20 protein-coding genes are annotated in these 22622 nt (G+C 61.3%); 10 read left to right on the forward strand and 10 right to left on the reverse strand.

The features are described 5' to 3' along the window. Positions 1-4: 4 nt before the first annotated feature. Genes ACP26O_RS28885 through ACP26O_RS28920 form a run of 8 tightly spaced genes read left to right on the forward strand, consistent with a single transcriptional unit; the run spans position 5 to position 8917 of the window. Positions 5-2116 (forward strand): type VI secretion system Vgr family protein, encoded by a 2112-nt coding sequence (locus ACP26O_RS28885; protein WP_175666187.1) that lies wholly within the window; start codon positions 5-7, stop codon positions 2114-2116. Positions 2117-2127: 11 nt separating this feature from the next. Beyond that, entirely contained in the window at positions 2128-3483 is a 1356-nt protein-coding gene (locus tag ACP26O_RS28890) for a hypothetical protein (RefSeq protein ID WP_244099067.1), read from the forward strand. 11 nt (positions 3484-3494) lie between these two features. Continuing rightward, positions 3495-3746 (forward strand): hypothetical protein, encoded by a 252-nt coding sequence (locus tag ACP26O_RS28895; RefSeq protein WP_175666186.1) that lies wholly within the window; start codon positions 3495-3497, stop codon positions 3744-3746. Between the two features lie 4 nt (positions 3747-3750). Next, positions 3751-4839 (forward strand): DUF2169 family type VI secretion system accessory protein, encoded by a 1089-nt coding sequence (locus ACP26O_RS28900; protein ID WP_175666185.1) that lies wholly within the window; start codon positions 3751-3753, stop codon positions 4837-4839. After that, positions 4836-5960 (forward strand): beta-ketoacyl synthase, encoded by a 1125-nt coding sequence (locus ACP26O_RS28905; RefSeq protein ID WP_175666184.1) that lies wholly within the window; start codon positions 4836-4838, stop codon positions 5958-5960. Before ACP26O_RS28900 ends, ACP26O_RS28905 begins: the two co-directional genes overlap by 4 nt. Then, positions 5930-6979, forward strand: coding sequence for a DUF4150 domain-containing protein (locus ACP26O_RS28910; protein WP_175666183.1), 1050 nt, complete (start codon positions 5930-5932; stop codon positions 6977-6979). Before ACP26O_RS28905 ends, ACP26O_RS28910 begins: the two co-directional genes overlap by 31 nt. 43 nt (positions 6980-7022) lie before the next feature. Next, a complete protein-coding gene (locus ACP26O_RS28915) occupies positions 7023-8009 on the forward strand; it encodes a type VI immunity family protein (RefSeq protein ID WP_244101360.1) in 987 nt (328 codons plus the stop codon). 56 nt (positions 8010-8065) lie between these two features. Continuing rightward, entirely contained in the window at positions 8066-8917 is an 852-nt protein-coding gene (locus ACP26O_RS28920) for a DUF6216 family protein (protein ID WP_175666182.1), read from the forward strand. Positions 8918-8961: 44 nt separating this feature from the next. Here ACP26O_RS28920 and ACP26O_RS28925 read toward each other — a convergent pair whose 3' ends face one another. Next, positions 8962-9264 (reverse strand): H-NS histone family protein, encoded by a 303-nt coding sequence (locus tag ACP26O_RS28925; RefSeq protein WP_175666181.1) that lies wholly within the window; start codon positions 9262-9264, stop codon positions 8962-8964. Positions 9265-10155: 891 nt separating this feature from the next. On the opposite strand from ACP26O_RS28925, the gene ACP26O_RS28930 reads away from it, so the two are divergent. Then, the gene (locus ACP26O_RS28930) at positions 10156-10971 is read left to right on the forward strand and encodes a DUF817 domain-containing protein (protein ID WP_165754554.1); all 816 of its coding nucleotides are present in this window, start codon (positions 10156-10158) and stop codon (positions 10969-10971) included. Positions 10972-12275: 1304 nt separating this feature from the next. Further along, positions 12276-13199: a LysR family transcriptional regulator gene (locus ACP26O_RS28935; RefSeq protein ID WP_105830806.1), complete on the forward strand. Its 924-nt coding sequence runs from the start codon at positions 12276-12278 to the stop codon at positions 13197-13199. A 48-nt stretch (positions 13200-13247) separates the two neighbouring features. Here ACP26O_RS28935 and ACP26O_RS28940 read toward each other — a convergent pair whose 3' ends face one another. The 9 genes from ACP26O_RS28940 to ACP26O_RS28980 form a co-directional block, all read right to left on the reverse strand. Next, on the reverse strand, positions 13248-14552 hold the full coding sequence (locus ACP26O_RS28940; RefSeq protein WP_175666717.1) for an MFS transporter: 1305 nt from the start codon (positions 14550-14552) through the stop codon (positions 13248-13250). Positions 14553-14953: 401 nt separating this feature from the next. Continuing rightward, entirely contained in the window at positions 14954-15391 is a 438-nt protein-coding gene (locus ACP26O_RS28945; RefSeq protein WP_175666718.1) for an acyl-CoA thioesterase, read from the reverse strand. A 137-nt stretch (positions 15392-15528) separates the two neighbouring features. Beyond that, a complete protein-coding gene (locus ACP26O_RS28950) occupies positions 15529-16350 on the reverse strand; it encodes an acetoacetate decarboxylase family protein (RefSeq protein WP_175666719.1) in 822 nt (273 codons plus the stop codon). A gap of 61 nt (positions 16351-16411) precedes the next feature. Beyond that, on the reverse strand, positions 16412-16930 hold the full coding sequence (locus tag ACP26O_RS28955) for a cupin domain-containing protein (protein WP_006756721.1): 519 nt from the start codon (positions 16928-16930) through the stop codon (positions 16412-16414). 2 nt (positions 16931-16932) lie between these two features. Beyond that, on the reverse strand, positions 16933-17589 hold the full coding sequence (gene maiA / locus ACP26O_RS28960; protein ID WP_175662046.1) for a maleylacetoacetate isomerase: 657 nt from the start codon (positions 17587-17589) through the stop codon (positions 16933-16935). A gap of 2 nt (positions 17590-17591) precedes the next feature. Beyond that, positions 17592-19529 (reverse strand): FAD/NAD(P)-binding protein, encoded by a 1938-nt coding sequence (locus ACP26O_RS28965; protein ID WP_175666720.1) that lies wholly within the window; start codon positions 19527-19529, stop codon positions 17592-17594. Further along, a complete protein-coding gene (locus ACP26O_RS28970; RefSeq protein ID WP_175701442.1) occupies positions 19526-20434 on the reverse strand; it encodes an N-acyl homoserine lactonase family protein in 909 nt (302 codons plus the stop codon). The genes ACP26O_RS28965 and ACP26O_RS28970 overlap by 4 nt, the downstream gene beginning before the upstream one ends. Further along, positions 20431-21828 (reverse strand): KamA family radical SAM protein, encoded by a 1398-nt coding sequence (locus ACP26O_RS28975; RefSeq protein WP_175666722.1) that lies wholly within the window; start codon positions 21826-21828, stop codon positions 20431-20433. The genes ACP26O_RS28970 and ACP26O_RS28975 overlap by 4 nt, the downstream gene beginning before the upstream one ends. 152 nt (positions 21829-21980) lie before the next feature. Beyond that, positions 21981-22622, reverse strand: coding sequence for a CoA transferase subunit B (locus ACP26O_RS28980; protein WP_229083561.1), 642 nt, complete (start codon positions 22620-22622; stop codon positions 21981-21983).

Raw genomic sequence — 22622 nt, forward strand, 5'->3', positions numbered from 1 at the left:
CGCCATGCAACTGTCAGATATTCCAGGCTTTTTTGGGCTACAGAGCAACCGGCTGTTCACCATCCAGACGCCAATGAAAGGGCGGTCTGATCTGGTGCTCGTCGATTTTCAGGGGACCGAGGGCTTATCGCAAAACTTCGAGTTCCACGTTCGGCTTGCTTCTCAGGATTCGAATATCGAACTGAAAAAGCTCATCGGACAACCTGTGACGATTACGTTACAGCTGACAGACGCGTTGGCAAGTTCGGAAGAGCGGTACTTCCACGGGTACGTGGCAAACTTCTCGCACCTCGACCATGACGGCAGCTTCACGGTCTACAGTGCGACCATCGTGCCTTGGCTCTGGATGCTTTCGCGCAGCAGGGATATTCGGATTTTCCAGGAGGAGAATACCGAAGCAATTCTTTCGAAAGTCTTTCGCGATTACGGAAAGATCGCATCGTTCGAATTCAGGCTGTCGAAGGCGACGAAGAATCGCAGCTATTGCACGCAGTACCGGGAGACGGATCTTGAATTCGTCGAGCGCCTGATGCAGGAAGACGGATTGTTCTTCTTCTTCGAGCATGCGAAGGACGATCACAAGCTCATCATCACGGATAACTCGGTTGCCGCGAAGCCGATCGGCGGCCGCAGTCCAGTGCTGCAGTACACGAAGGGCGAGGCACTCGACAATCTGGCGGTGATCACCACGTTTCAGGCGAGCCGCCAGCTCGAGTCCACGCATGTCGGATTGAAGACCTTCGATTACAAGGTGCCGCACGCGCGCAGGTATGTGTCTGGAGGCACGGAAGTCGATCAGGGCGACGTGCCATCGTACGAAGTCTATGACTATCTGGGTGAGCACGGCTTTCCAGACAGCGATCGCGGTGAAGCGTTGACGCGTTTCAGGACGCAGGCGCTTGCCGCGCACAGCAAGATTTTCATCGGTACGAGCACGAGCCGGCGGTTGTCGCCTTGCCTGTATTTCGAGCTCGACGACCACTACGACCACGGCAGCACCCAGCCTGAAGATCGCCAGTTTCTGCTGACCACGGTGACGCATAGCGGCACAAACAATTACCAGGCTGGGGAGGGTGCCGCGACCTACCAGTGCAGCTTCACCTGCATTCGCAAGAAGATTCCGTATCGGCCGGCATTCACGATCGAGCAACCGTCGATCATTGGGCCGCAAACTGCGGTCGTTGTTGGGCCCGAGGGCGAGGAAATCTACACGGACAATCTGGGCCGTGTGAAGGTGCAATTCCATTGGGATCGACTGGGCAAACGCGATCAAGGTAGCTCATGCTGGGTCCGCGTTGGGCAACCATGGGCCGGTCGCGGATTTGGGATGATCCAGATCCCGCGGATCGGAGACGAGGTGGTCGTAATTTTCCTCGATGGGAATCCGGACCGCCCCCTGATCATCTCAAGCGTTTACAACTCGGCAAACATGCCACCGTGGGGTCTGCCGGCGAACGCGACGCAGAGCGGGATTCTCACACGCTCGACCAAGACCGGGAACGTCAATACCGCCAACGCAATCCGCTTCGAGGACAAGAAGGGTGCCGAAGAGGTGTGGTTGCACGCCGAGAAGGATCAACGAATCGAGGTCGAGCACGACGAGTCGCATTGGGTCGGCAACGATCGCACGAAGAAAATTGACCACGACGAAACTGTGAATGTTGGTCACGATCGGACCGAAACGGTAGGCAATAACGAAACGATCACTGTCGGCCTCGATCGCACCGAGCACGTGGGCAACAACGAGACGTTGACGGTCGGCGGAAATCGAGTCGAGACGATCGATGGCATGCAGAACCTGTTGATCGCGATGGCATCGGCAGAAGAGGTGGGGCTGGCTAAGGCGTTGGTCGTTGGTGGCGCCTACACCATCACGGTTGTTGGCGCGATGAACACGGCTGTGGGGCTCGCGCAAGCAGAGGAAGTTGGGCTGTCGAAGACGACGGTGGTCGGCAAGACCTACACGATCACGGCCGGTGACCGGATCGAACTGCGCACCGGCAAGGCTTCGATCGTTCTCGAGAGCAATGGAAACATCTCGATCCGCGGCGGGAACATCCAGATTGTTGGGTCCGGTGCAGTGAAGGTCGACGGCAACACGATCAACGGCAATTGACCGCGCAAAGCATGCACACAGTCGAAGATACGTCTGATGGTCAGTCGGCGATCTCTCCGTCGGAAGCCCTCGCGCGGACAATCGAAGGCGGCATGGGGCAGTCGCTGATTGCGAGCACCGCTGAGCAACTCGCCGACCAATACGCTGATCTGCTCGCAATAGGATGGCGGCGACGCACAAACATGCTGGCCAGTTCGGCAGTCGACTTTGCTGATCTGGCGGAGTTCGACGATCGGTTGCTGGCCGCGTTGGAATCGCTCCTCCTGCTTGGAGAGCCCTCGACGAGGCGAATGCAGGTGTCGACACCAGATCCGCTTCGCGCCGGCGAGATGTTTGCGATGACGCTGTACGCGCTGGCACGCGACGACAACAAAATGCTGGACGGGTGCCAAGCGCTTGCAACGGCGATTCCCGACCTTCGAGTCGGGATGGTCGACGCGTTTGAATGGGCGCCGGCGACGCCACAAGTACGAGCGCGTATAGAAGCCTTGCCCAGTCCGATCCGCTTGCCGCTGATCGGTGCGCGGCATCGGGATTTCGATGGCGTCGCGCAACAGGCGTTGCAGCAACTGCAGATCATCAGCGAACCCACTGCCGCAGAGATTGTCGACGCGCTGCAACTGGTGCTGGGCGTCGGCCGGCACGACCTCGCCACTGGTGCTCAACGGTATCTCGATCATGACGTTGCCGACGCGCGGGCGGCGGCGGCGCGGACATTGCTTTCGCTCGCGCCGGGAGCGCGCGAGTCGGCCGCATGTGACGCACTCGACAAGCTGCTCTCCGATTTCGCGGCCGATACACGGGTCTTCGGCAACGCACTGCGCTGTTTGGCCCTGCACGCGCCGGATCGAGTCCCGCGTTACTTTGATCGACTAGATGAACCGGGGTTAGTACGGCTTCATCTGATGGCGCTGGGGTGGCTCGGCCGGATTGACGCTGTTCCGACCCTGATTGAACACCTCGCGGCCCCCCGGACCGCGCGGGTCGCTGCTGCGTCGCTTTCACTGATCACCGGTGCCGATCCGGTCCGCGATGATTGGCAATGCGCCGAGATGCTTCCGGATGCACGTGATCAGCTCCCCGACGGCGAAATACCTGATGTCGACCCGGACGCGCATTTGCCATGGCCCGACGCCGCTGGTTTCGCAGCCTGGTGGCACACGAACGGCCCGCGGTTCGACGACGCCCAACGTTACTTCGCGGGCCGGCCGATTACGCCTGAGTGGCTCGGGGAGGTCCTGATTTGCGGACCGCTCGCATGGCGGCCACTCGCCGCTGAACATCTGCAACGACTGACCCGTGGGCCTCTCTTCCCGACCCGCCTTTCCGCGCCCGCGCAGCGCGCGCTTTTCCAGACGCTGACCTAGAAGGGGATTGCATGAATCACGAAATCGAATGTCTTCTGCAGCCGGGCACGTCGACGGCGGCCTCGGACGACACGGGACCTCAGCTGCCGGCGGTTGCCGAGGACGAACTCGTGTTCGAAGCGAAGCAAAAAATTACGCTGCGATGCGGGAAGGCGAGCATCACACTGTATCCGAACGGCAAGATCGCGTTGCGCGGCGAATACATCGTGAGCGACGCGGCCGGTGTGAACCGGATCGCGGGTGGCCAGATTGAACTGAACTGACGGTATGTGGCGCGTCGATAACTGGACCCCGTTTGCTGCGGATCGGACTTGGGTGCGAGATTCCGACGGAGCGGAAGTATGGGTCGTAGCCGTGAAGGCGACCTATAGCATTCTGCCAGACGGAAAGGTCCGGCTCGCCGGCGAACAGCTACCGCTAAATCATGGTCCGGTACCGGCCGACGGGCGTGCTGGTTTGCTCTACGATACCGACCTGGGGCCACCCAAGGCGGCGACCGACATCGTCCTGAACGGAGCTGCGTGGGCCCCGAATGGGGAGCCTGTAAGGACGCTGCGGGCAGGATTTCAGATTGGGGCGACTGGCCACTTTGCGACGGTATGTGGCGATCGATATTGGGAGCGCAAGCTTTGGTCGTGGCGCCCCAGTGAGGCGGTGCCTTTCGTGAGCATGCCGCTCGCCTATGAGTACGCATTCGGCGGTGATACGCCGGAATTACCGCCGGCGAGCCGCAACCCTGTTGGGCGAGGTTATACGCCCGACGCTGATGGTCGCGTCTGGTTGCCAAATATTGAATCCGTGACGAAGCCGATTCGCAAGAGAGACGACGTACCGCCAACTACGGGGTTCGGTGTACTACCAGCTCATTGGCCGGCGAGACTGCAGCACGGGGGCACGTACGACGACACCTGGCGCAACACACGACATCCGCTACCGCCCGAGGATTTGGACCCTCGATTCTGGCAGATCGCACCGCCCGAGCAGCAAGCGAATGGCCACCTGTCGGGCGGCGAAACAGTGACGCTCCTCAATGTGACACGGCCGGATTTGGTGCCCGGCGGCCGCTTGAACTTCCGATTACCCAAGGTCTCGCTGGTGTGCGAGACGCGCTTTTACGACGGCACACGCGTGCATACTCGGCCAGTGATACACACAATCATCCTCGAGCCGGACGACCTCCGCGTATGCGTGGTGTACCACATGGCATTGCCATGTCACGAGAAGGTCAATTTGCTAGAACAGACCCGCGTGACGATGAAGCGTCGACCACTCGATAAGGCGTGGCAAGCCGTATTCGGCGATGTCCTGACCGCAGCCGAGGCGAGTCCTGAATCCGACACGGAGCAACCCGCATGAGCCGTACGCCGGTGATTGTTTCCGCGTCGTGCATCTTTCCGTCCGGCCCCAGTATCGAGCTCGCCGACACGGCAGTGCGCGCGCAGCTCGCCCAACTCCAGCGTCATCCCGATTACGTTGATGGCGCGGGCGAGCCGGTCCGCGGCAGCTTCTTCCCCGTCGAACGTCCTTTCGATTCGGCGCGTTGGGGGGCGCTCGCGCGGGAGGCGCTGGAGCAAGTGATGGGCGATTTGGTGCGGCGAGGCCACGACGCTCTGCAGGGCCGCATCCGTTGGCTTTGGATCGTGCTTCCGGAGAACGCGCTCCGTCCTGGACTGCCCTCGGACCTCGTCGAAACGGTGAGGGCATCGGTCCAGGAGGTAGCGGAGGGGTGGACAGAGGTTCTGATCCGGAAGGGCGGCCATGCCGCGGGTGTCGCCGCGATCGAGGAAGCAGCCGAGAGGCTCGACGCGGATCCGACCGCGCTGGCCGTCGTACTCGGCGTCGAGTCGGGCCTGAGTCACGATGCGCTGATGTGGCTCGATGCGCGATCGCTGCTGCATGGAGCGCAGCGCGCGTATCGCGGTCGGTTCCGGGTAGAGCCCTACGGTCGTGTGCCTGGCGAAGGTGCGGCCGCGGTTGCGCTGTCCGGGCAGTTAGCGTCGGGCGGAAAAGGCTGGGCGCGGCTGCTCGGCGTGGGACATGCACACGAGGCGCACACTCACGACTCTGGGAAGGTCTGCATTGCGGCGGGCCTGTCTCAAGCGGTTCGTGCCGCGCTCGGACAGGGACAGGAATTTAGTGCCGACCCGATCGGCTGGATTTCGGTCGATCTGAACGGTGAACCGTATCGAGCCGACCAGTTCGGTTTCACGGCGCTTCGGATAGCCGAAGTGCTGGCACCGGGCTGGCAGCGTGTTGTACCTGCGCTTGCTAGTGGCGATCTAGCTTCCGCGAGCGCGGTCGCGCATGTTGCGCTGGCCGCTTACGGAATGTCGAAGCGCCCACGGCAGGTGAATCACCTCGTTCTATCCAGTTCCGATGACTCGCTGCGTGGTGCAGTGCTCATCGGCCCCACCGATCCCTCGCCCGCATGGCAGGAGAGCCGCTCATGGCGATCACCATCAACGTTAATGGCCTGACCCTTTGCCACCGCGGCAGCGGCGGCGTAAGCGACAACACGTTGCCGGACGTTTGTAAGACGCCGGGCAACGGCGTGCCGGTGCCCTATCAGAACGAGGCGCACTCGCGAGACTTGGTCAAGGGCACGACGTCAGTGTTTGCCGACGGCGGGAACATGATCGCGAACTACGGCAGCCAGTTCTCGAAGAGCATTTTCGACGAGGCGGGCTCGATGGGTGGCGTTGTGTCGGGCACACACCTCGCTGAAACCGACTGGATCACCCACTCGTTTGACGTGAAATTCGAAGGGAAGGCGGCCTGCAGGTTGACCGACAAGCTGTTCATGAACCATCGAAACACGGTCAACATGGCGGGACTCAAGCAACGCGATCTGCCGCAAGATGAACAGGATTTGCTCGACGAGCTCTGCCAGATGGCGTGCGACTGCTTGAAGGAGTGGAAGGGTAAGTTGCCGCCTGGCAAGACCTATCAGGATTGTGTGCGCAAGAAAATCGATGACAAGTACTACGATGGAAATGGCCACCCGAAGCCAGACGCGAAAGTATGGCGGGAGATTCCGTATGATCGAGGAAGCGGATGGGACCTGATCGGGAGCAAGGGCAATCCAGAGATCCCGACGTCGAACTACATTCGGCCAAATTCACGTCGTCTTGACGTTGCCCCGGTCGAGAATGGAAAAGTTACCAAGCTGTATGATATGAAGTTCGAGGGAGATAAGCTTTCGGAGCAGGCCGAAAGAGACTATCAACGGATTGCAAAGAAGCATACGGGTGACCCCGACAACTTCGAAGAGTTTCGCGTCGACGAGCGCTGTAACTGCGATGACGATTGGCCGCCGCCAAAGACAGTTCCAGTTACAGCACCCGCGCCCCAGGAAAAGGGGTTGATGGACAGAATCGGTGATGCGTTGTTCTCGACGACAGGTATTCGGTTGACCGGTGCCGCGCTACTCGCGTACGTGATTGTTTCTGAGGGGAGTCGTGCGTTCCCACCGCGCAATGCCGTGCCGATCCCATGACTTTGCCGCAGCATGCGGTTCAACTTCTTGCAGAGACGAAACGATGGAACCATCTCAGGTTGTGGCAGACTTGCTCGAATCGCATGGCGGGCCATGCGCATTGGACGAACTCTATCTTCCCTATGCGAGTGCGGATTCCGGGCCAGCTGCAAAATTTGGTCTGGGATGCGAACTATATATTTCGAATGCTGACCGGAGCGAACTCCGCGAGCAGGCCCTCCAATTCTTAGTCGACTACCATCGGATGTTCCCGGACCAAGTTGATCAGATACTTCCGAGAGACGCCCGCAGGACCGTCAAATTATCGAACGATCTTGAGGCGCGAGTTCGTGCGGAGTATGCGCGTGATCCTGCCGAGACCGGATACAGCACCGCATTGTTTGGTGCAGTTGACATAGGCCTGAAGAAGGACGATATCGAACCTTATCAGGCGCACGTGTTAATTAGCCGAAGCGACGAGCAAGAGCTTTCTTGTATGTCCGCGTATATGCAGGTCTGCGAAAGTGGTCGACCCAATTTCGAAGTGATGCTAGCCGCGGTGTTGAGATGGAGTGCCTTGTTGCAGCCCGTGCATGGGACGGCCGGCCTCTCTTTGATCTATGCGTCGGGTATGTCGCAGAACACGAAATACGCGTTGCCATTGATGAAACGCTTCCCGGGGTTCGACTACATTGGGGGCGTAAATTTTTCAATGGAAGCGGAGGACGTCCACAATCGCATCAAGTGCGTGAACTGGCTGACAGTGCTCGGGGACGATATTGTCACCGAACTCGGCGGTGCCGGTCCGATGCGCGCTGCGCTCGAACCGACGTGCAAGATCCACGAATATCCAGGTGGGGTTGTGATTCAGGCAGGAGAGAATCCGCAGCTCGGCGATGCGACACGGGGTGACATTCCAGATGCGTATCGGATGGTTGCGAGGTACACGAAGCCCGTTCGCTTCGAGGCATATTCGAGTCGGCTTTTCCGCGTGCCGGACAATCTCGACAAGAAGGAAGAGACGTTGCGCTGGATTCGAAGATTTGACTAGGGCGAAGCGAGCTGGTGTTTATTTTGCTCCCGGAGCTATATTTTAGAAGGAATGGCATGAATCCCATTCTGGGCGCAGCGATTGCGCCGTTTATTACCTATTTACTATCCATTTTGGGTATCGCCTGCTTCGCAGGCTATGCGATCATTCGACTGAATTCGCCACAGTTAATTCGGGAAAAGGTGTGGGCGGCATTCGTCGGTGACAAAGAGTTCAACGACAATAAGCTGAAGTCATTCGGGCAAGATCAGCTTGACTTGATGCGATTTAGATTGGTGTATGGCGTATCGGCCCGATCAGTATCCGATCTACATCGGCTGCTGTCCTGGATGGAGCGCCATAATCTCACTCCGAGCGAAGTCAAACGTGTTCGCGCGTATATCGATCCCTCGAAAGACGAGCCACTCGAGTCCCCACAGACCAAGCATTTCATCGCCCCCACTATCTTGCTTGCGCTCATGATGGCGGTTTTTGTCGTGACGGCCGACAAAGCGAGTCATCAGAAGACGACGCTAATCACCATGAACGTTTCGAAGACGTGGCTATGGAGTGACGGCGCAAGCGTCGAGGGCATCTGGGGGAAATCTTGGCGGCTCGATGCTCAGGCCTGTGAGAGGTCGACATTGCCGACCACTAATCTCACCGGCTTAACCCCTGACGAGACAATGGCGATCTGTAAGGGCATCGCAGACGGGGCACTAAAGGAAACTGTCAATGACGGGTTAAAAGCCCAGCGCAGAGCCATAACGGCGGTTCTGATCTTCATTCTCCTCGTTGCGACAAACCTTGTGTTTAGCTTAAGCACCGCCGGGCGGGCGCGCGTACTTGCGCGACGATTAAACGCCAAGAACGACGTGCCGGGCGAATCGTTGCCACCACCCGTAACCGTGAATCCGATTGAGCAATAGCATTTAGGCAGCGCGCGGGCGGCGCTCGACCGCGTGCTCGCGGCTCACTCTGAGGCGGGGATCAAAAAGCGACTGCGATTCTTGGCCTTCGCAATCCACTGCGGCGCTTTACCGCGGCCGCTCCACGTCGCGCCGGTCTTCGGATCACGATACTTCGGCGCGATCGGGGCACGAGGGCTCGATGCAACGGTGCGACGTCGACCGAAAAGTTGTTCGGGCGTGATCCCGTATTCGGCAATCTGTTCGCGGATGGAGGAAATGATGGCGTCTAGCTCCGCGAGCCGCGCTTCTTCCGCCTGTTGTGCCAGCGCTTCGGCTTGCGCCTTCAGTTCGAGATAGGTAGCCATAAAGGTGGGGGGAATTCCTCTCAGAAAATTAACAGGGGGCAAGATGCCCATCGGTATGCGACGAGCCGTCGACCACACCACGCACAGTATAGTCCCGTGAGTACTTCCGATCGGCGCCGTTATTGCTATTGAGCCGATGGACGGGCGACCTGAATTCGGCAAGAGTACGGAACGTGTGGCGGAGGATACAGCCAATGAAGCAAGCCAGTTCGGGCTCCTAAATTTTACATAAGTGTATTTCTCGTGCGTAGCAACTATATATGGTTGGAATGTGGAGGTAGCAAATCTATGTGGTTGAGATGTAAACGTGCCAAAACCGCATACTTTCCCTCCGGAGCACTAAAAGCACTTACTTTTCCTCCGAAGTACTGGGACGGCGCAGGTAAATGCGCCGTTCCGGGCATGAACTCGGACATTTCAATCTAGCCATTACAACCCAATCGGGTGATAATCAGCATTATGTAAAATTCAATTGCTTTTGCAAATCAATGACATCGGCGGCGTCGATGTTGACCGGCGCCGTCTCGGAGCATCCGATGACGAATACCATATTGTCCGGTGAACGACACGAATGATCGGTCACGTCGACGATAGACACGAAGCTTGGAAAGCGGAGTTCTTGACCAGGAAAGCGTCTCAACAGTGCGTAGTTTCTGAGGCGTCAGCGAGCACGAGACCGGGATAACAGGATTGGAAAGCGTGGAGCGACTATCATACTGGCTACCTCGTTATACCGAACGAATTTCATGTTAGATGCATTGTGGGCATCGGTGAACAGCTCACACCCAACCTGTCTTCAGTGCCTTTCCCCCCTCTATGCCCCCTTCCAACTCGATTCAATGCTCGCCGCGCGCATCCCGCCCTCGTCTGAACGCCTTGGACGACTGGCTCATGACGCCGCCGTTACCCGGCAGGCTGGATGGATTCAGGCGCTTTGTTCTGGAGTTTTTCTTCTTCGGCCTGAAGGAAGCGCGTAGTTGTCTGTTCGCCGGGTTGTTCTTCCTGGCGGTGTTCGCCACGCCACGCGCCGGGCTTTGGGGCGTGCCGCGCTATGATGCACTACTAATTGCCGCACTGCTTATTCAAGCGGGCATGGTTTTCACGCGCCTGGAGACGCTGGACGAACTCAAGGTCATCTCGCTGTTTCATTGCGTGGGTTTTGCGCTGGAGGTGTTCAAAACCTCTGGCAGCATCCAGTCCTGGGCTTATCCCGACGCTGCCTACACGAAACTATGGGGCGTGCCCTTGTTCTCGGGCTTTATGTATGCCGCCGTGGGCAGCTACATCATCCAGGCCTGGCGGCTATTCGATCTGCACATACGTCATCATCCCCCGCACTGGATGGCGGCGCTGATCGCAGTGCTTATCTATGTCAACTTTTTTACCCACCACTATATTGGCGACTATCGCTGGTATCTGGCAGCCTGCGCTCTGGGCCTGTATGCTCGGACCACCGTGGTATTTCGTCCGCTGGATCGAAACTACCAGATGCCCTTGCTGCTGGCCTTCGTGCTCATTGGCGGTTTTATCTGGCTGGCCGAAAACATCAGCACCTTTGCGGGCGTATGGCGCTATCCGAACCAGATCGGAGCATGGTCGGCCGTGCACGTCGGCAAATGGAGCTCATGGTCCATGTTGGTCATCATGACCTTCACTATCGTGGCCAATCTCAAGCATATCAAGGAGCGCATCCACGTGCCGCGCTGAGGTAGTCGTCAATGACCGACCCACCGTTTGCGCGGCATCCACCGCGACACGCGCCTGGGAGGCAGCCGCACGCAACGCGCGAGCGAGGTCGAAGCGCAACCGGAGCTCGCACGCAGCCGGTTCAGTTCATGCTGCTGTTGCAGCGCGCGGCTCGCGATGCAGCCGCCGGCCGCCATCGAATCCGACCAAACGGTTCGGACAGGAGCGGCCTAGGTCATGCGCGCGTGAAGCCAGAATGCCTGTGCCGAGGCCCCGCCCACGCGATCATCGACAAACATGGTGCTTTTTCTCTCGGATTCTCACGGCGTAACGCAGCGTGCTCCCGCGCGTCGACAGTCAGGCCGACAGCGCCGTACGCACACTCAACGGGCGCCTGTCGGTCCAGTTGGCGCCGATCCATTCGAGACAAACGTCCGGGCTCCCGACGCGCCCGGCGCACGCCACCTTCCGGCACAGGCTACTCGTCCGGCCAGATAGCGTATTGTTCCTCGTGATTGACGACTACCGTTGAAAACGGTGGCGTTTTTCGGCGTGTCGACTTCCATGTCTCTCTCGTTTCGATAATTGATCCTGCGTGTCGCCCGCATCACATAAATCGATATTTCGATAGAAACGGCACGCCCGCTCGCGCCGGGGCAACGATTCAAGTTGTTTGAAATCGAAGCCGGTCGGCTTGTCCATAAACCATCTGGAATTAATTACATTTTCATTACAACAGAGTCGAATAAATTATCAGATCCAACAGCCAGCGCTCTTGATCTTTTTTTCTTAAATATGCTAACAGAGAAAAATAACCCATCTTTCCCGATAAATAAATAATCTGCATAATTGTTTAAAAATCTTGCATACCGATTTTTTAAAGCGGAGTCCCGAAGCATCGCCCTACTGGCCGGTACCCTCCCCATTCCGCTCCAGCGCCGGACGGCACGGCATCGGCCGCATCATGCCTGCGGAGCGGCAGCCAATTACGCCGGCTTGGGGAGCGTCTTTCCGGACGGCATCGAAGCGTGGCTGATCGAACTGCCCGGCCGCGCATAAACATCAGGTAGTGACGTGGCGGCCCCGACTGTTCAGCCTCTTAATTGCCGCACAACGACGCGCCCCCGCCCCTCCGGCACATTGAATTTCTTATGCGTAAAAAGTTTCAGCCTAAATTGACAGGGTTGGGTATAGTTACGCGTCTGCCCCACGTAACGAGTTGTAACATCCCAAACGGGCCTATCGCTCGCCGGCGGCCGGACAGAAACAAGCGAACCTGTTTTCGCTTTTCAGAATAACTAAATTCTTCCGATTATCGAGGGTCTATGGATTTGCTGGCGGCCATGCGAATTTTCGTGCGGGTTGTCGAGCGTGGCAATTTATCGAGGGCCGCGAAAGATCTCGGCCTTGGCCAACCTACCGTTAGCGACCGAGTCGATCGGCTCGAACGGTTTCTCGGCGTCAAATTGCTGCTCCGAAACACGCGCGCGGTGTCGTGCACCGATGAAGGCATTCTGTTCTATCAGCGAAGCAAGGTCGTGCTCGACGCGGCCGACGAGGCACGGGCCGTCGTCACGCTCGGCAACAAGATCGTGCGTGGGCGCATTCGCATTGCCGCGCCACATGGGTTGGGCGAAGTCGTACTGCCGGAAATTCTCACGGTCATCCGCGAACAAAATCCGCAGCTCTATATCGAGCTCGTCCTGAATGACGAAATCACCGACCCCGTCACCGAGGGCGTCGATATTTCATTGCGGCTCGGCCAGATCGGCGATGGCAATTTCGTCGCGCGTCGACTGGGTTACGTACGACGCGTACTGGTCGCATCGCCGCTTTATATCGAAAAGCATGGGCTGCCAGAGGAACCGACCGACATCGTCGGACACCCATTCATTCGCGTCACGGGGCTCTTCAACGACGGCCAGCTTCGCCTGATGAGTCCGTCGAAATCGGCGCGGCCGACGCCGATCAACGTCGTCGTCAGCACCAGCCACTGGCGGCCGGTCTACGAGCTACTGCTGAACGGCGCGGGTATCGGCGTCCTTCAGGAACACGTCTGCATCGACGCCCTGGAATCCGGCCGGCTCGTCAGGCTGCTGCCGGATTACACGGTACCGGGATTCGACCTGCATGCGCTGCTGCCGGTCACACGGCCCGTGCCTTCGAAGACCCAGGTCGTCGTGAAGATCATCGAGGAGTATCTGCCGAAGATGATGGCGCGGGCTGCGGACGACGCGCTCGACATGTAGCACGATCGACAAAACGAATCCCCGACCGTGCATCGACGTCCGCATATTTCACTTTTTTCCGCGCATTGAAACGGGAGCGGGCCGGGTGGCCGCAAGCAGCGCGGCGCCGATGGCCATGATGGCCGCCATCAGCACCAGGCACACGCGGAAGCTCCCAGTCGACGTACGCAGCCAGCCGATTGCCGCAGGACTGAAAAAGCCGCCCAACACGCCGATCGTATTGATCAGCGCGATGCCGCCCGCGGCGGCGGGTCCTTTCAGATAGGCGGATGGAATGGTCCAGAACACCGTGTAGGCCATCCACATTGCGGTCGTCGCAACCGTGATGAATATCAGCGAAACGTCGAGCCTGTCGCTCGACACGACAGTCGCAACGAGTGAAATCGCGCTGACCAGAGCCGGAATCGCGCTGTGCCAGCGCCGCTCGTTGCGACGATCGGAACTACGGCCCGCGACGACCATGCCGACGGTCGCGGCAACGAACGGAATCGACGAATAGAGGCCGATCTTCATCGGATCGGTGACGCCGCCGGCCGCCAGCAGGCCGGGCAACCAGAAATTGATCAGGTAGATGCCGCATATGACGCAGAAATAGGCGGCGCTCATCAAATAGACGTACGGATCCTTCACGACTTCCGCGAAACCGTGCCGCTCCGCATGTTGAGGCTTCGCGGTCATGTCGACGAGTTCCTGCCGTTCCTCGGGTGACAGCCACGTTGCGGTCTCGGGCCGATCGGCAAGCAGCACGCGGGCCATGATGCCGAGCGCGACGCACGGCAGCCCTTCGATCAGGTACATCCACTGCCAGCCGGACAGGCCGCCCAAGCCTGCGAAGGTCGTCATAATCCACATCGACAGCGGGCCGCCGAGCACGCCCGCAAGGGGGCCGCCGATCATGACCGCGGCAATGGCTTTCGCACGGCGGGATTCGGGATACCAGCAGGTCAGATAGAACAGGATGCCCGGCGTGAATCCGGCCTCGAAGACGCCCAGGAGAAAGCGCAGCACATAGAACGTCGTCGCATCGCGCGTCGCGACCATGGCTGCGGACGTCAGGCCCCACAACACCAGGATCCGGCTGATGGCCTTGCGCGCGCCGATTTTCGGCAGCAGCAGGTTGGACGGCACCTCGAAGAGCGCGTATCCGATGAAAAATATGCCGGCGGCCAGGCCGTATTGCGCATCGGTCAAGCCGATGTCGGACTGCATGTGCAGCCGGGCGAAACCAACATTGAGCCGGTCAAGGCAGGCAAACAAATAGCAGATGAGCAGAAAGGAAAGCAGGCGGCGGTCGAGCCGGCGATACAGCGCCGACGTGCGATCGCCATTCTGGATCGAGACGACAGTGGACATGCCAGTCCATATGAACGCGTCCCGGTTGCAACAGTGTTCATGTGTGTCGACAGGCAGGACGGTTTGCAGTGCTACATATCACCCGTTGTTCTGCTGATTGCAGGCATTCAGGTTTGGCGAACCCTGGTCCCGCCCGGCTTGTCACCACACTCGATTACTGCGCAACCTTTCGACGTTCACCCTGAATTGAACGTTGATCTTCTCGCTGGCGTGTGCCGTTCTGGCCGGTTTCACGCTAACGTAGCCTTTTCGGTACAACCTGTCGTGAGCCGGGCGCCTTCGCATGTGTCGACATCGCTCATGCGCCGTAACTCCGGCATTCGATCCCGGCAATCCGCTTTCCCCGGCCAACCGTGGCACTGCGCCCGGCATCGGACCGGGCGCAGTGACGGCGCGGTTTGTCAGGCGACCTCGGACAATTCGGGCGCCTCCTCTTCCTGGTATTGCCTGACGCGTGCGCGGAACGTGTCCGACAGCGGCACGGTCGACTCCGTCACGTAGTCGTAAGCGACGTGCGTCGACGCGCCGCGCGCGATCACGGTCTTGGCGTCGTCCGCGAGCGTGATCAGGTATTCGAGGTCGAAGCTCTTCGTGCCGAGGCGCGTGATTCGCGCGCTCAATTCGAGCGTTTCCCCCCATTTCGCGGAACGGACGTATTCGCACGACGTCTTCAGCATGATCTGCGGAATGCCCTGATCGAGCGGCACCTCCAGCAGTTCATGCGCGTAAGCCATGTATGCGTTCAGCATGTACACGTAATACATCGTCGCGCTGACGTGGCCGGCGGGATCCTGGTCGCGATACGTGACGTCGAATTTCTGGGTGAAGGCTCGGGTCATCTTGGCACCTGTGGGGTTGAGGTTGTACCCGCCGGACTGCCCGGCGGGTCGGGTCAAGCAAACGTTGAATGCCCGATGGCATTCGCGCATCGCGCGAAAGCGTGCGGCGCGATACCGGCCGGGCCGGGGCATGCGCGCTACGACAGCACGCGCTGATCCAGGTATGGCTTCCCGCCATGCGCATGCACGATCGAGCCGCCGCGCATCTCGACGATCGGCAACTCGGCGAGGGCATTGACGACGTGCGCCATCGTCGGCAGGTCCGACCAGCTCGCGACGTTGAAGCGCACGCGCGCATCTCCGACCTGCCGCCGATCGACCGTGACGTACGGGTCGTGAACCGGCGTCAGCGTGACCTGGCAGAGCTCGGTCTCGCCCCAGTCGCCGGTGCGCGGCGTGTACTTCAGCATCAAGGTGCCGTCGGACCGGGCCGGCGGCGTGTCGGCGACCGGCTCGCGCAATCCCGTCACGCCGAGCTCGAGAAAGCGAAAGCCCATCCAGCTCGCTTCGCAATGCTGTTCGCCGTTGAACTGCCGCGGCGCCGCGACGTCCGCATACAGCTTCGGATGACCGATCTCGTCGCGGCCGGTGATGATCGGATCCGCGAGGTTTTCCCATACCGCCGCGAGAAACTTTCCGGCAGCGCGGTCGCGCGTGCCCGCGAAGATCGCGGGCCAGCTCACGTGAACCATCGTGTAGCCGCGTCCGGCGAGCCAGTCGATGCCGGTCAGGTAGTGAAACTCGACGGTCACGACGGGCTCGCCGGCGAGCGTGAAACGTTCCGGAAGATGCCGTTCCAGCCGGGTCGCGTCGGTGAGAAACGATGCGGATACCGTCATGCGCGTCGGATTGCGGTGCGGGTCGACCGCGAGCGCGTCCGGCACCTGCCGGGGGCCCGGCGCCGGTCCGAAGTGAGTGGGCATTCGATAGATGCGGCCCTTCTCGAACGTATAAGCCAACGAACACCTCCTTCGTCTATACGCGGGCCGGTTGCCGTGTACGGCCGACCCGCGCGTCGCGTTACCGATGGGATGCCAGACCCGCGCCGGCATAGATGATTTGCAGCTCTCCCTGGATTTCGCGCATGAGATTGCCCGAACTCGCGTTCTGCGGAAGGTTCTGCAGGCGGAACAGCACGAACGGTTCGGTGCCTGACGGGTTACCGATCGCGTGATAGCTCCAGGCGGGCACGAACACGGTGTCGCCCGGCACGAGCCGCTCGTGCGTCTGGTCTTCGCCGAACGCCATTTCTCCGGACCCCGAATGAACGATGTACAGATGCCAGAATGAATGGCGATGCCGCTCCGTCATCTCGCCGGGCTTCAGCACCTGGATGACGAGCGACAGTTCGGGGGCGACCGTCCCGTGCTCGTCGACTCTGCCGCCGGACAGCGCAAGCGTGCCCTGCGGGTTATGCGGGCGGCTGCGCGTCATTGATTCGATCGACTGCCACTTCCAGACCACCGGGTCGGCCGGGGGTTTCGACGTCAGTTCGAGATATTCCGAGAACGAGAGAATGTCGCCTTCGATCGTCTGCATGGTTACTCCTTGTAGTACGCAGGGTGGGATGAACAGGTATCCGGATGGGCATCGCGGAACGCCGCGAGCTGCATGCATGCGTCATGAATGCGCGATACGGTCGGATACGGCGTGATATCGACGTTGACGTTGCGGGCAGAGACGATTTGCGGCACCAGCGCGAGGTCCGCGAGCGACGGCCGATCGCCGTGACAGAATCGCCCTGTCTCGTCGCTGCCGGCGAGCATCGTCTCGAGTGCGTCCAGGCTCGTGGTGATCCAGTGCTGCTTCCAGCGGAGCACCACGCCGTCGTCGCAGCCGGTCGCCTCTTTCAGGTACTGGGCGACACGCATGGCCGTGATCGGGTGGGTGTCCGCCGCGACCGTCTGGAACAGCGCCCGCACGCGCGCGCGCTCCTGTGTGCCGGCTGGCAGCAGCGGCGGGTCCGGATATTCGTCGTCGAGATACTCGACGATCGCCGACGACTGGGTCAGCACGCGGTCGCCGATCCGTAGCGCAGGCAGCAGGCCTTGCGGATTGATCGACAGATACGGATCGGCGCGGTGGGCGCGCGCATCGAGATCCTGAACGACCGTCGTATAGGCGACGCCCTTCAGATTGAGCGCGATACGCACCCGGAACGATGCGGACGAGCGGTGGAAATCGTGCAGGGTCAGCATATTCAGTTGCCCTCCAGCGCCGCTGTCAACGCGGCTTCAGGCGCGGCCGCGAGCGAATCGCGCGTCGCGGTCGTGTCGTCGCCCGGCACGCCGATGCGAGCCGGGCCGGTGGCCTGTTCGGCCGCGATCATGTCGAGCAGTTCGAGCACGCAGCGCTCGGCGTCGCGCGTCTGCCGCGACGCGATGCCCGGACGCGGCAGCGCATGCGTGTAGAAGTGCGCGCCTTCGACGGGAAAGCCGATGGCCCAGAGGCGCGACTGCGCTTCGCCGTCGCGGCCGAGCGGATGCATACCCGTATCGACGTCGAGTCCGCCCGGGTGGTAGTCGCCGTTCCGGTACGGGCGGACGATGCCGCGGCCGAGCAGCGCTGTCGAGAGCGGCGAACCGTCGGTGACGGGCGAATACGGATCGAGCCGCGCGACGACGAGCACGTCCGCGTAGCGGCGCTCCGCCCGCTCGCCGTAGTGCGCCTCGATGCGGAAATGCGCGCACGTCTCGTCGGCGACGAGCCGCGCGCCGGGGCCGCCGGCGATGTCGAGCAAGCCGGCGCGATGCAGTGCGAGGTGCTCGCGGTTGCGCCGCAGCGGCGGGCCGAACGACACGCGGTTCGTGATGGCGTTGAATTCGTCGACGAAGTAGCGATGCGAATCGGGCGTCAGCCCGCCGTATTCGACGGCCGCGCGCAACGCGTCGCGCGTATCGCGCAGCACGTCGGTCGCCGCCTTGACCGGGCTCGTCAGGTTGCCGAGCAGCGCGTGATGCAGGTCGTCGCGCATGAGCGTGAAAAAGAACGTGTGGAATGCGTCGAAGGATTCGAACCTTCGGCCCTCGAGCGGCCACAGAATCTGGCCAATCGCATGCAGCTCATCGGCGTTCGGCTCGAACCCGTCGGCATCGACGTTGCCGCCTTGCAGCGCGAGCCGGTACGCGTAAGCCATTTCCTTGATGATCAGCGGCAGCACGTCTGCGCGGAAATCGATCCGGCTGTCGCCCGTCGTATCCAGCGCAGCCGCACGCAATGCCGCCACCGCGTCCGGCGTGAAGAAGCGCGGGCGGTGGCGGCCCGTCAGCCCCTTCTGGTTGATCCCGCGCGCGGCGAAAGGCAGGCAGTTGCGGGAGAACAGCAGGATCTGCGGTTCGAGCCCCGACTTCTGGTATTCGAGTTCGCCGTCGCGTTCGACGTAGCGTCCGCCACGGCCGATCGTCAGCGCGGACACGACATCGTGTGCGGTGAGGCCGAACCCCTGTATGGCGACAGTCGCGGTAGGGGCGATATCGTTCAGCGTCTCGATCGGGTATGGCGACGGCACGTACGCGAGCTGCGCGTTGTTGACCTGATGCCGCTCCGCGAACTGCGCGAGGCGCTGGTCGGTCTCGGTGGGCCGGCGCGTGCCGTGGCCCGTCGTCAGGAACACGTAGTGCGCAAAGGCCGGCGCACTGTCGTCGACATGCAGTTCGTAGCCGCGGTTGGCCGGCACGAGATCGACCACTCGGGCACGGCGATGCGTCACCGCGACGCTGCGCGGCAGCGCCGCGACGATCCGTGCATAAACCCAGGACAGGTATTCGCCGAGCAGGCTGCGCGGCAGATGGTCGGCCTCATTGAGCGGGCGGCCCGCATCGACCGACGCCCTCCGGAACGCGCCGTCGACGTAGCGATATCCGCTGTCATGCGCCCATTCGACGAGCGACGGCGCGCCGTGCCGGCCCAGCTCGCTCGACGGCGCGAACATCGTCACTTGCGACGCGACGGTGTTGATCATCAAGTGATCCGGCTGGCTCGACGGATGCGCGCCCTGCCCGCATTCGCCGGCGTCGAACACCGTGATGTCCAGCGCGATGCCGGCCGGAATATTGCGCGCGTGCTCGACGAGGCGCTCGAGCACGGTGACGCCGCGCGGCCCCAGGCCAATGATCGCAATCGAAATCGTGTTCGTCATTGCGTTTCTCCCGTTTCGAGTTGAACGTCGGCCGATGCTGTCGCCGGGTTCGGTGCCGCCACGCGCGACGCGTCGACGGCGAGGTGCGCGTCGCTCAGGGGCGACGCGTGCAGCGCCACGATGTCCGGATGTCCGTTCCAGCGCGGGAAGCGCTGGCGCACCGCCGGATCGTGGCCGGGAATGATGTGGTCGGGGCCGTCCGCCAGCGCTTCGATCGCCGCATGCCCGTCGAGCATGCGCGCGACGTTGAAGACGATCGGGAACGGGCGCTTCGAGCGGATGTGGTCCCAGTAGTGCGCGGCGTCGCTGGCCAGCACCACATGGCCGCGCGCCGTGCGCACCCGCACCACCTGCAGGCCGGCCGTGTGGCCGCCGATCAGATGCGTATGGATGCCGGATGCCACCGCGTGATCGCCGTCGGCGAATCGCACGCGGCCCGCGTGCAGCCGTTCGATCGCCGCACACACGTCACGCGCCTCGAACGGCTTGCGAATCGCTTCGTGACACATGCAGCGCCCGGTGCAGTACGCCATCTCCGCATCCTGGATATGCAGCGTCGCCGCAGGAAACGCGCGAATGTTCCCCGCGTGGTCGTAGTGCATGTGCGTGATGATCACGTCGTCCACGTCGGCTGCGTCGATGCCGAGCTCGCCTAGCAGCTCCACCGGCGAATGCAGATAGCGACGCTTGCGCCGGGCGGCGGTCGACGCGTCGAACCCCGTGTCGACCAATACCGTGCGGCCCATGCCGCGAATCACCCAGACATAGAAGTCGAGCGGCATGGAGATGTCGTCGTGCGGATCGTCGCCGAGATAGTTCTCGCCGCTGCGCCGATCGTCGTGCGTCGCGTAACGCAGCGCAAAGACTTCGTACTCCGCGCTGTCCTGATCGAGAAGGCCGCTCATTCCACGGCCTCCAGCAAATCGGGGCGCACGGCATCGTGACGCGCCACGGCGATGGTCCGGCCCGATCCGCGAGTGCCCGCCTCCATTGCCGCCAGTTCGTCCTGGAAGAAGAAGGTTTTTTCGCCGAATGCGGGGACGAGCTCGTCGAACCAAGTCGCTTTCGGATCGAACTTCGCATAGAACGGCCGGCGCACCCATTCCGGGTTGCGGGCCTGCAGCAGTTGCAGCGCGAACACCTTCTCGCCGGCCAGCTCGACGATGCCGTCGACCATCACCTTGCCCGGGAACGCGCTCATCGATGGGCCGCGCACGGTGCGGGCGAGGCCCGATATCGAGCGGTAGGCGGCCTGGAAAATCTCGTAGGCGCGTGCGAGCGGCAGCTTGAAATAGTCGCTGGGCCCGGTGTCGCGTTCGACGAACATGTAGTACGGGATCGCGCCGAGCCGCACGCCCGTCGTCCAGAGCTCGGCCCAGGCGGCCGGATCCTCGTTGATGTGCCGGATCAGCGGCGCCTGGATGCGCACGGTCGCGCCGGTGCCGATGATGCGTCGCAGGGCCCGCTGCGCGATCGGATGCTGCAGTTCGCGCGGATGGTTGTAATGGCCCATGATCGCGAGATTGCGCCCGGACGCCACCACCTTTTCGAACACGCGCAGCAGGTCGTCCGAGTCCTTGTCGCTCACGAAGCGCTGCGGCCAATAGGCGACCGATTTCGTGCCGATCCGGATGTTCTGCAAATGGTCGAACTCCGGCGCGAGCAGCGGCTCGAGGTACTCGCCGAGCGCGCGGGCACTCATCACGAGCGGATCGCCGCCCGTCACGAGAATGTCGGTGACTTCCGGATGACGCCGCAGATAGGCGGTGAGCTCCTGCGACGAACGCGCGTCGAACTTGAGTTCGTCCATGCCGACGAACTGCGGCCAGCGGAAGCAGAACGTGCAATACGCGTGGCAGGATTGCCCCGCACTCGGAAAGAACAGCACCGTCTCGCGATACTTGTGCTGCAGGCCGCTTAACGGCACGCCGTCGAGATAGGGCACGTTGTGGGTCAGTTGCCCGGCGGGATGCGGATTCATCCGCAGGCGGATCTGGCGGACGACGGCGTCGATGCGCGCTTCGTCGGCACCTTCCCGGACGAGATCACGGATCGCCGCATACTCGTCGTCCTTCAGCATGTCGCGGTGCGGGAACGTCAGCCGGTAGATCGGGTCGTCGGGAACCTTGTCCCAGTCGATCAGCTCGTTCAGCACATAGGGATTGACTCGAAACGGCAGTACGCGCGAGACGACGTCGACGGCTTCCTGAAGCTCGCTCGGCAACAGCTGCCATTGCGGCGATTGGGAAACCGTGTGCCTCGTATACGGCTTGAACTTCCACATCTGATCCTGACTCATGACGGCCCTCTCAAACAGATTAGATTTATGAATGTGACGACATCGAACTCAATTTCCTGGTGATAAAGGTGATGCAGTAAGTACAGCGAAACAACGAACGCAAATCGAAAGCGACGAAACGGCGTGATGCATTGCCGTTCTTCGCCGGTGTTTCAGGACACGGCGCTTACATCGAGCGGCGCGCTGGTCTTCGCCTTGATCTCGCCGACGCTCACGCCGTCGGCGAGTTCGAGCACCTTCAGGCCGTGCGGCGTCACTTCGATCACACCGAGATCTGTGATGATCAGGTCGACCACGCCCACGCCCGTCAGCGGCAGGTTGCATTCGTCGAGAATCTTGTGCTGGTCGCCCTTCGCGACGTGCTCCATCAGCACGACAACGCGCTTCACGCCCGCGACGAGATCCATTGCGCCGCCCATGCCCTTGATCATCTTGCCCGGGATCATCCAGTTCGCGAGGTCGCCCGTCTTGCTGACCTGCATCGCGCCGAGGATCGCGAGGTTGATGTGGCCGCCGCGAATCATCGCGAACGAATCGGCCGACGAGAAGATCGACGAGCCCGGCAGCGTCGTGACGGTCTGCTTGCCGGCGTTGATGAGATCCGCATCGACTTCGTCCTCGGTCGGCGACGGACCGATGCCGAGCAGGCCGTTCTCCGACTGCAGCCACACCTCGACGCCTTCCGGCACGTGGTTCGCGACGAGCGTCGGCAGGCCGATGCCGAGGTTCACGTAGAAGCCGTCCTGCAGTTCCTTCGCCGCGCGCGCGGCCATCTGGTCACGATTCCAGGCCAT

It is taken from the genome of Burkholderia sp. R-40, assembly GCF_049942845.1.
GTDB lineage: Bacteria > Pseudomonadota > Gammaproteobacteria > Burkholderiales > Burkholderiaceae > Burkholderia > Burkholderia ambifaria.

Coding starts and splice junctions, on each gene's coding strand:
- ACP26O_RS28900 (WP_175666185.1), top strand. CDS start 3,751: ATGTGGCGCGTCGATAACTGGACCCCGTTTGCTGCGGATCGGACTTGG.
- ACP26O_RS28955 (WP_006756721.1), bottom strand. CDS start 16,930: ATGCAGACGATCGAAGGCGACATTCTCTCGTTCTCGGAATATCTCGAA.
- ACP26O_RS28965 (WP_175666720.1), bottom strand. CDS start 19,529: ATGACGAACACGATTTCGATTGCGATCATTGGCCTGGGGCCGCGCGGC.
- ACP26O_RS28920 (WP_175666182.1), top strand. CDS start 8,066: ATGAATCCCATTCTGGGCGCAGCGATTGCGCCGTTTATTACCTATTTA.
- ACP26O_RS28890 (WP_244099067.1), top strand. CDS start 2,128: ATGCACACAGTCGAAGATACGTCTGATGGTCAGTCGGCGATCTCTCCG.
- ACP26O_RS28895 (WP_175666186.1), top strand. CDS start 3,495: ATGAATCACGAAATCGAATGTCTTCTGCAGCCGGGCACGTCGACGGCG.
- ACP26O_RS28970 (WP_175701442.1), bottom strand. CDS start 20,434: ATGAGCGGCCTTCTCGATCAGGACAGCGCGGAGTACGAAGTCTTTGCG.
- ACP26O_RS28935 (WP_105830806.1), top strand. CDS start 12,276: ATGGATTTGCTGGCGGCCATGCGAATTTTCGTGCGGGTTGTCGAGCGT.
- maiA (WP_175662046.1), bottom strand. CDS start 17,589: ATGCTGACCCTGCACGATTTCCACCGCTCGTCCGCATCGTTCCGGGTG.
- ACP26O_RS28940 (WP_175666717.1), bottom strand. CDS start 14,552: ATGTCCACTGTCGTCTCGATCCAGAATGGCGATCGCACGTCGGCGCTG.
- ACP26O_RS28945 (WP_175666718.1), bottom strand. CDS start 15,391: ATGACCCGAGCCTTCACCCAGAAATTCGACGTCACGTATCGCGACCAG.
- ACP26O_RS28980 (WP_229083561.1), bottom strand. CDS start 22,622: ATGGCCTGGAATCGTGACCAGATGGCCGCGCGCGCGGCGAAGGAACTG.
- ACP26O_RS28905 (WP_175666184.1), top strand. CDS start 4,836: ATGAGCCGTACGCCGGTGATTGTTTCCGCGTCGTGCATCTTTCCGTCC.
- ACP26O_RS28910 (WP_175666183.1), top strand. CDS start 5,930: ATGGCGATCACCATCAACGTTAATGGCCTGACCCTTTGCCACCGCGGC.
- ACP26O_RS28930 (WP_165754554.1), top strand. CDS start 10,156: ATGACGCCGCCGTTACCCGGCAGGCTGGATGGATTCAGGCGCTTTGTT.
- ACP26O_RS28975 (WP_175666722.1), bottom strand. CDS start 21,828: ATGAGTCAGGATCAGATGTGGAAGTTCAAGCCGTATACGAGGCACACG.
- ACP26O_RS28885 (WP_175666187.1), top strand. CDS start 5: ATGCAACTGTCAGATATTCCAGGCTTTTTTGGGCTACAGAGCAACCGG.
- ACP26O_RS28925 (WP_175666181.1), bottom strand. CDS start 9,264: ATGGCTACCTATCTCGAACTGAAGGCGCAAGCCGAAGCGCTGGCACAA.
- ACP26O_RS28915 (WP_244101360.1), top strand. CDS start 7,023: ATGGAACCATCTCAGGTTGTGGCAGACTTGCTCGAATCGCATGGCGGG.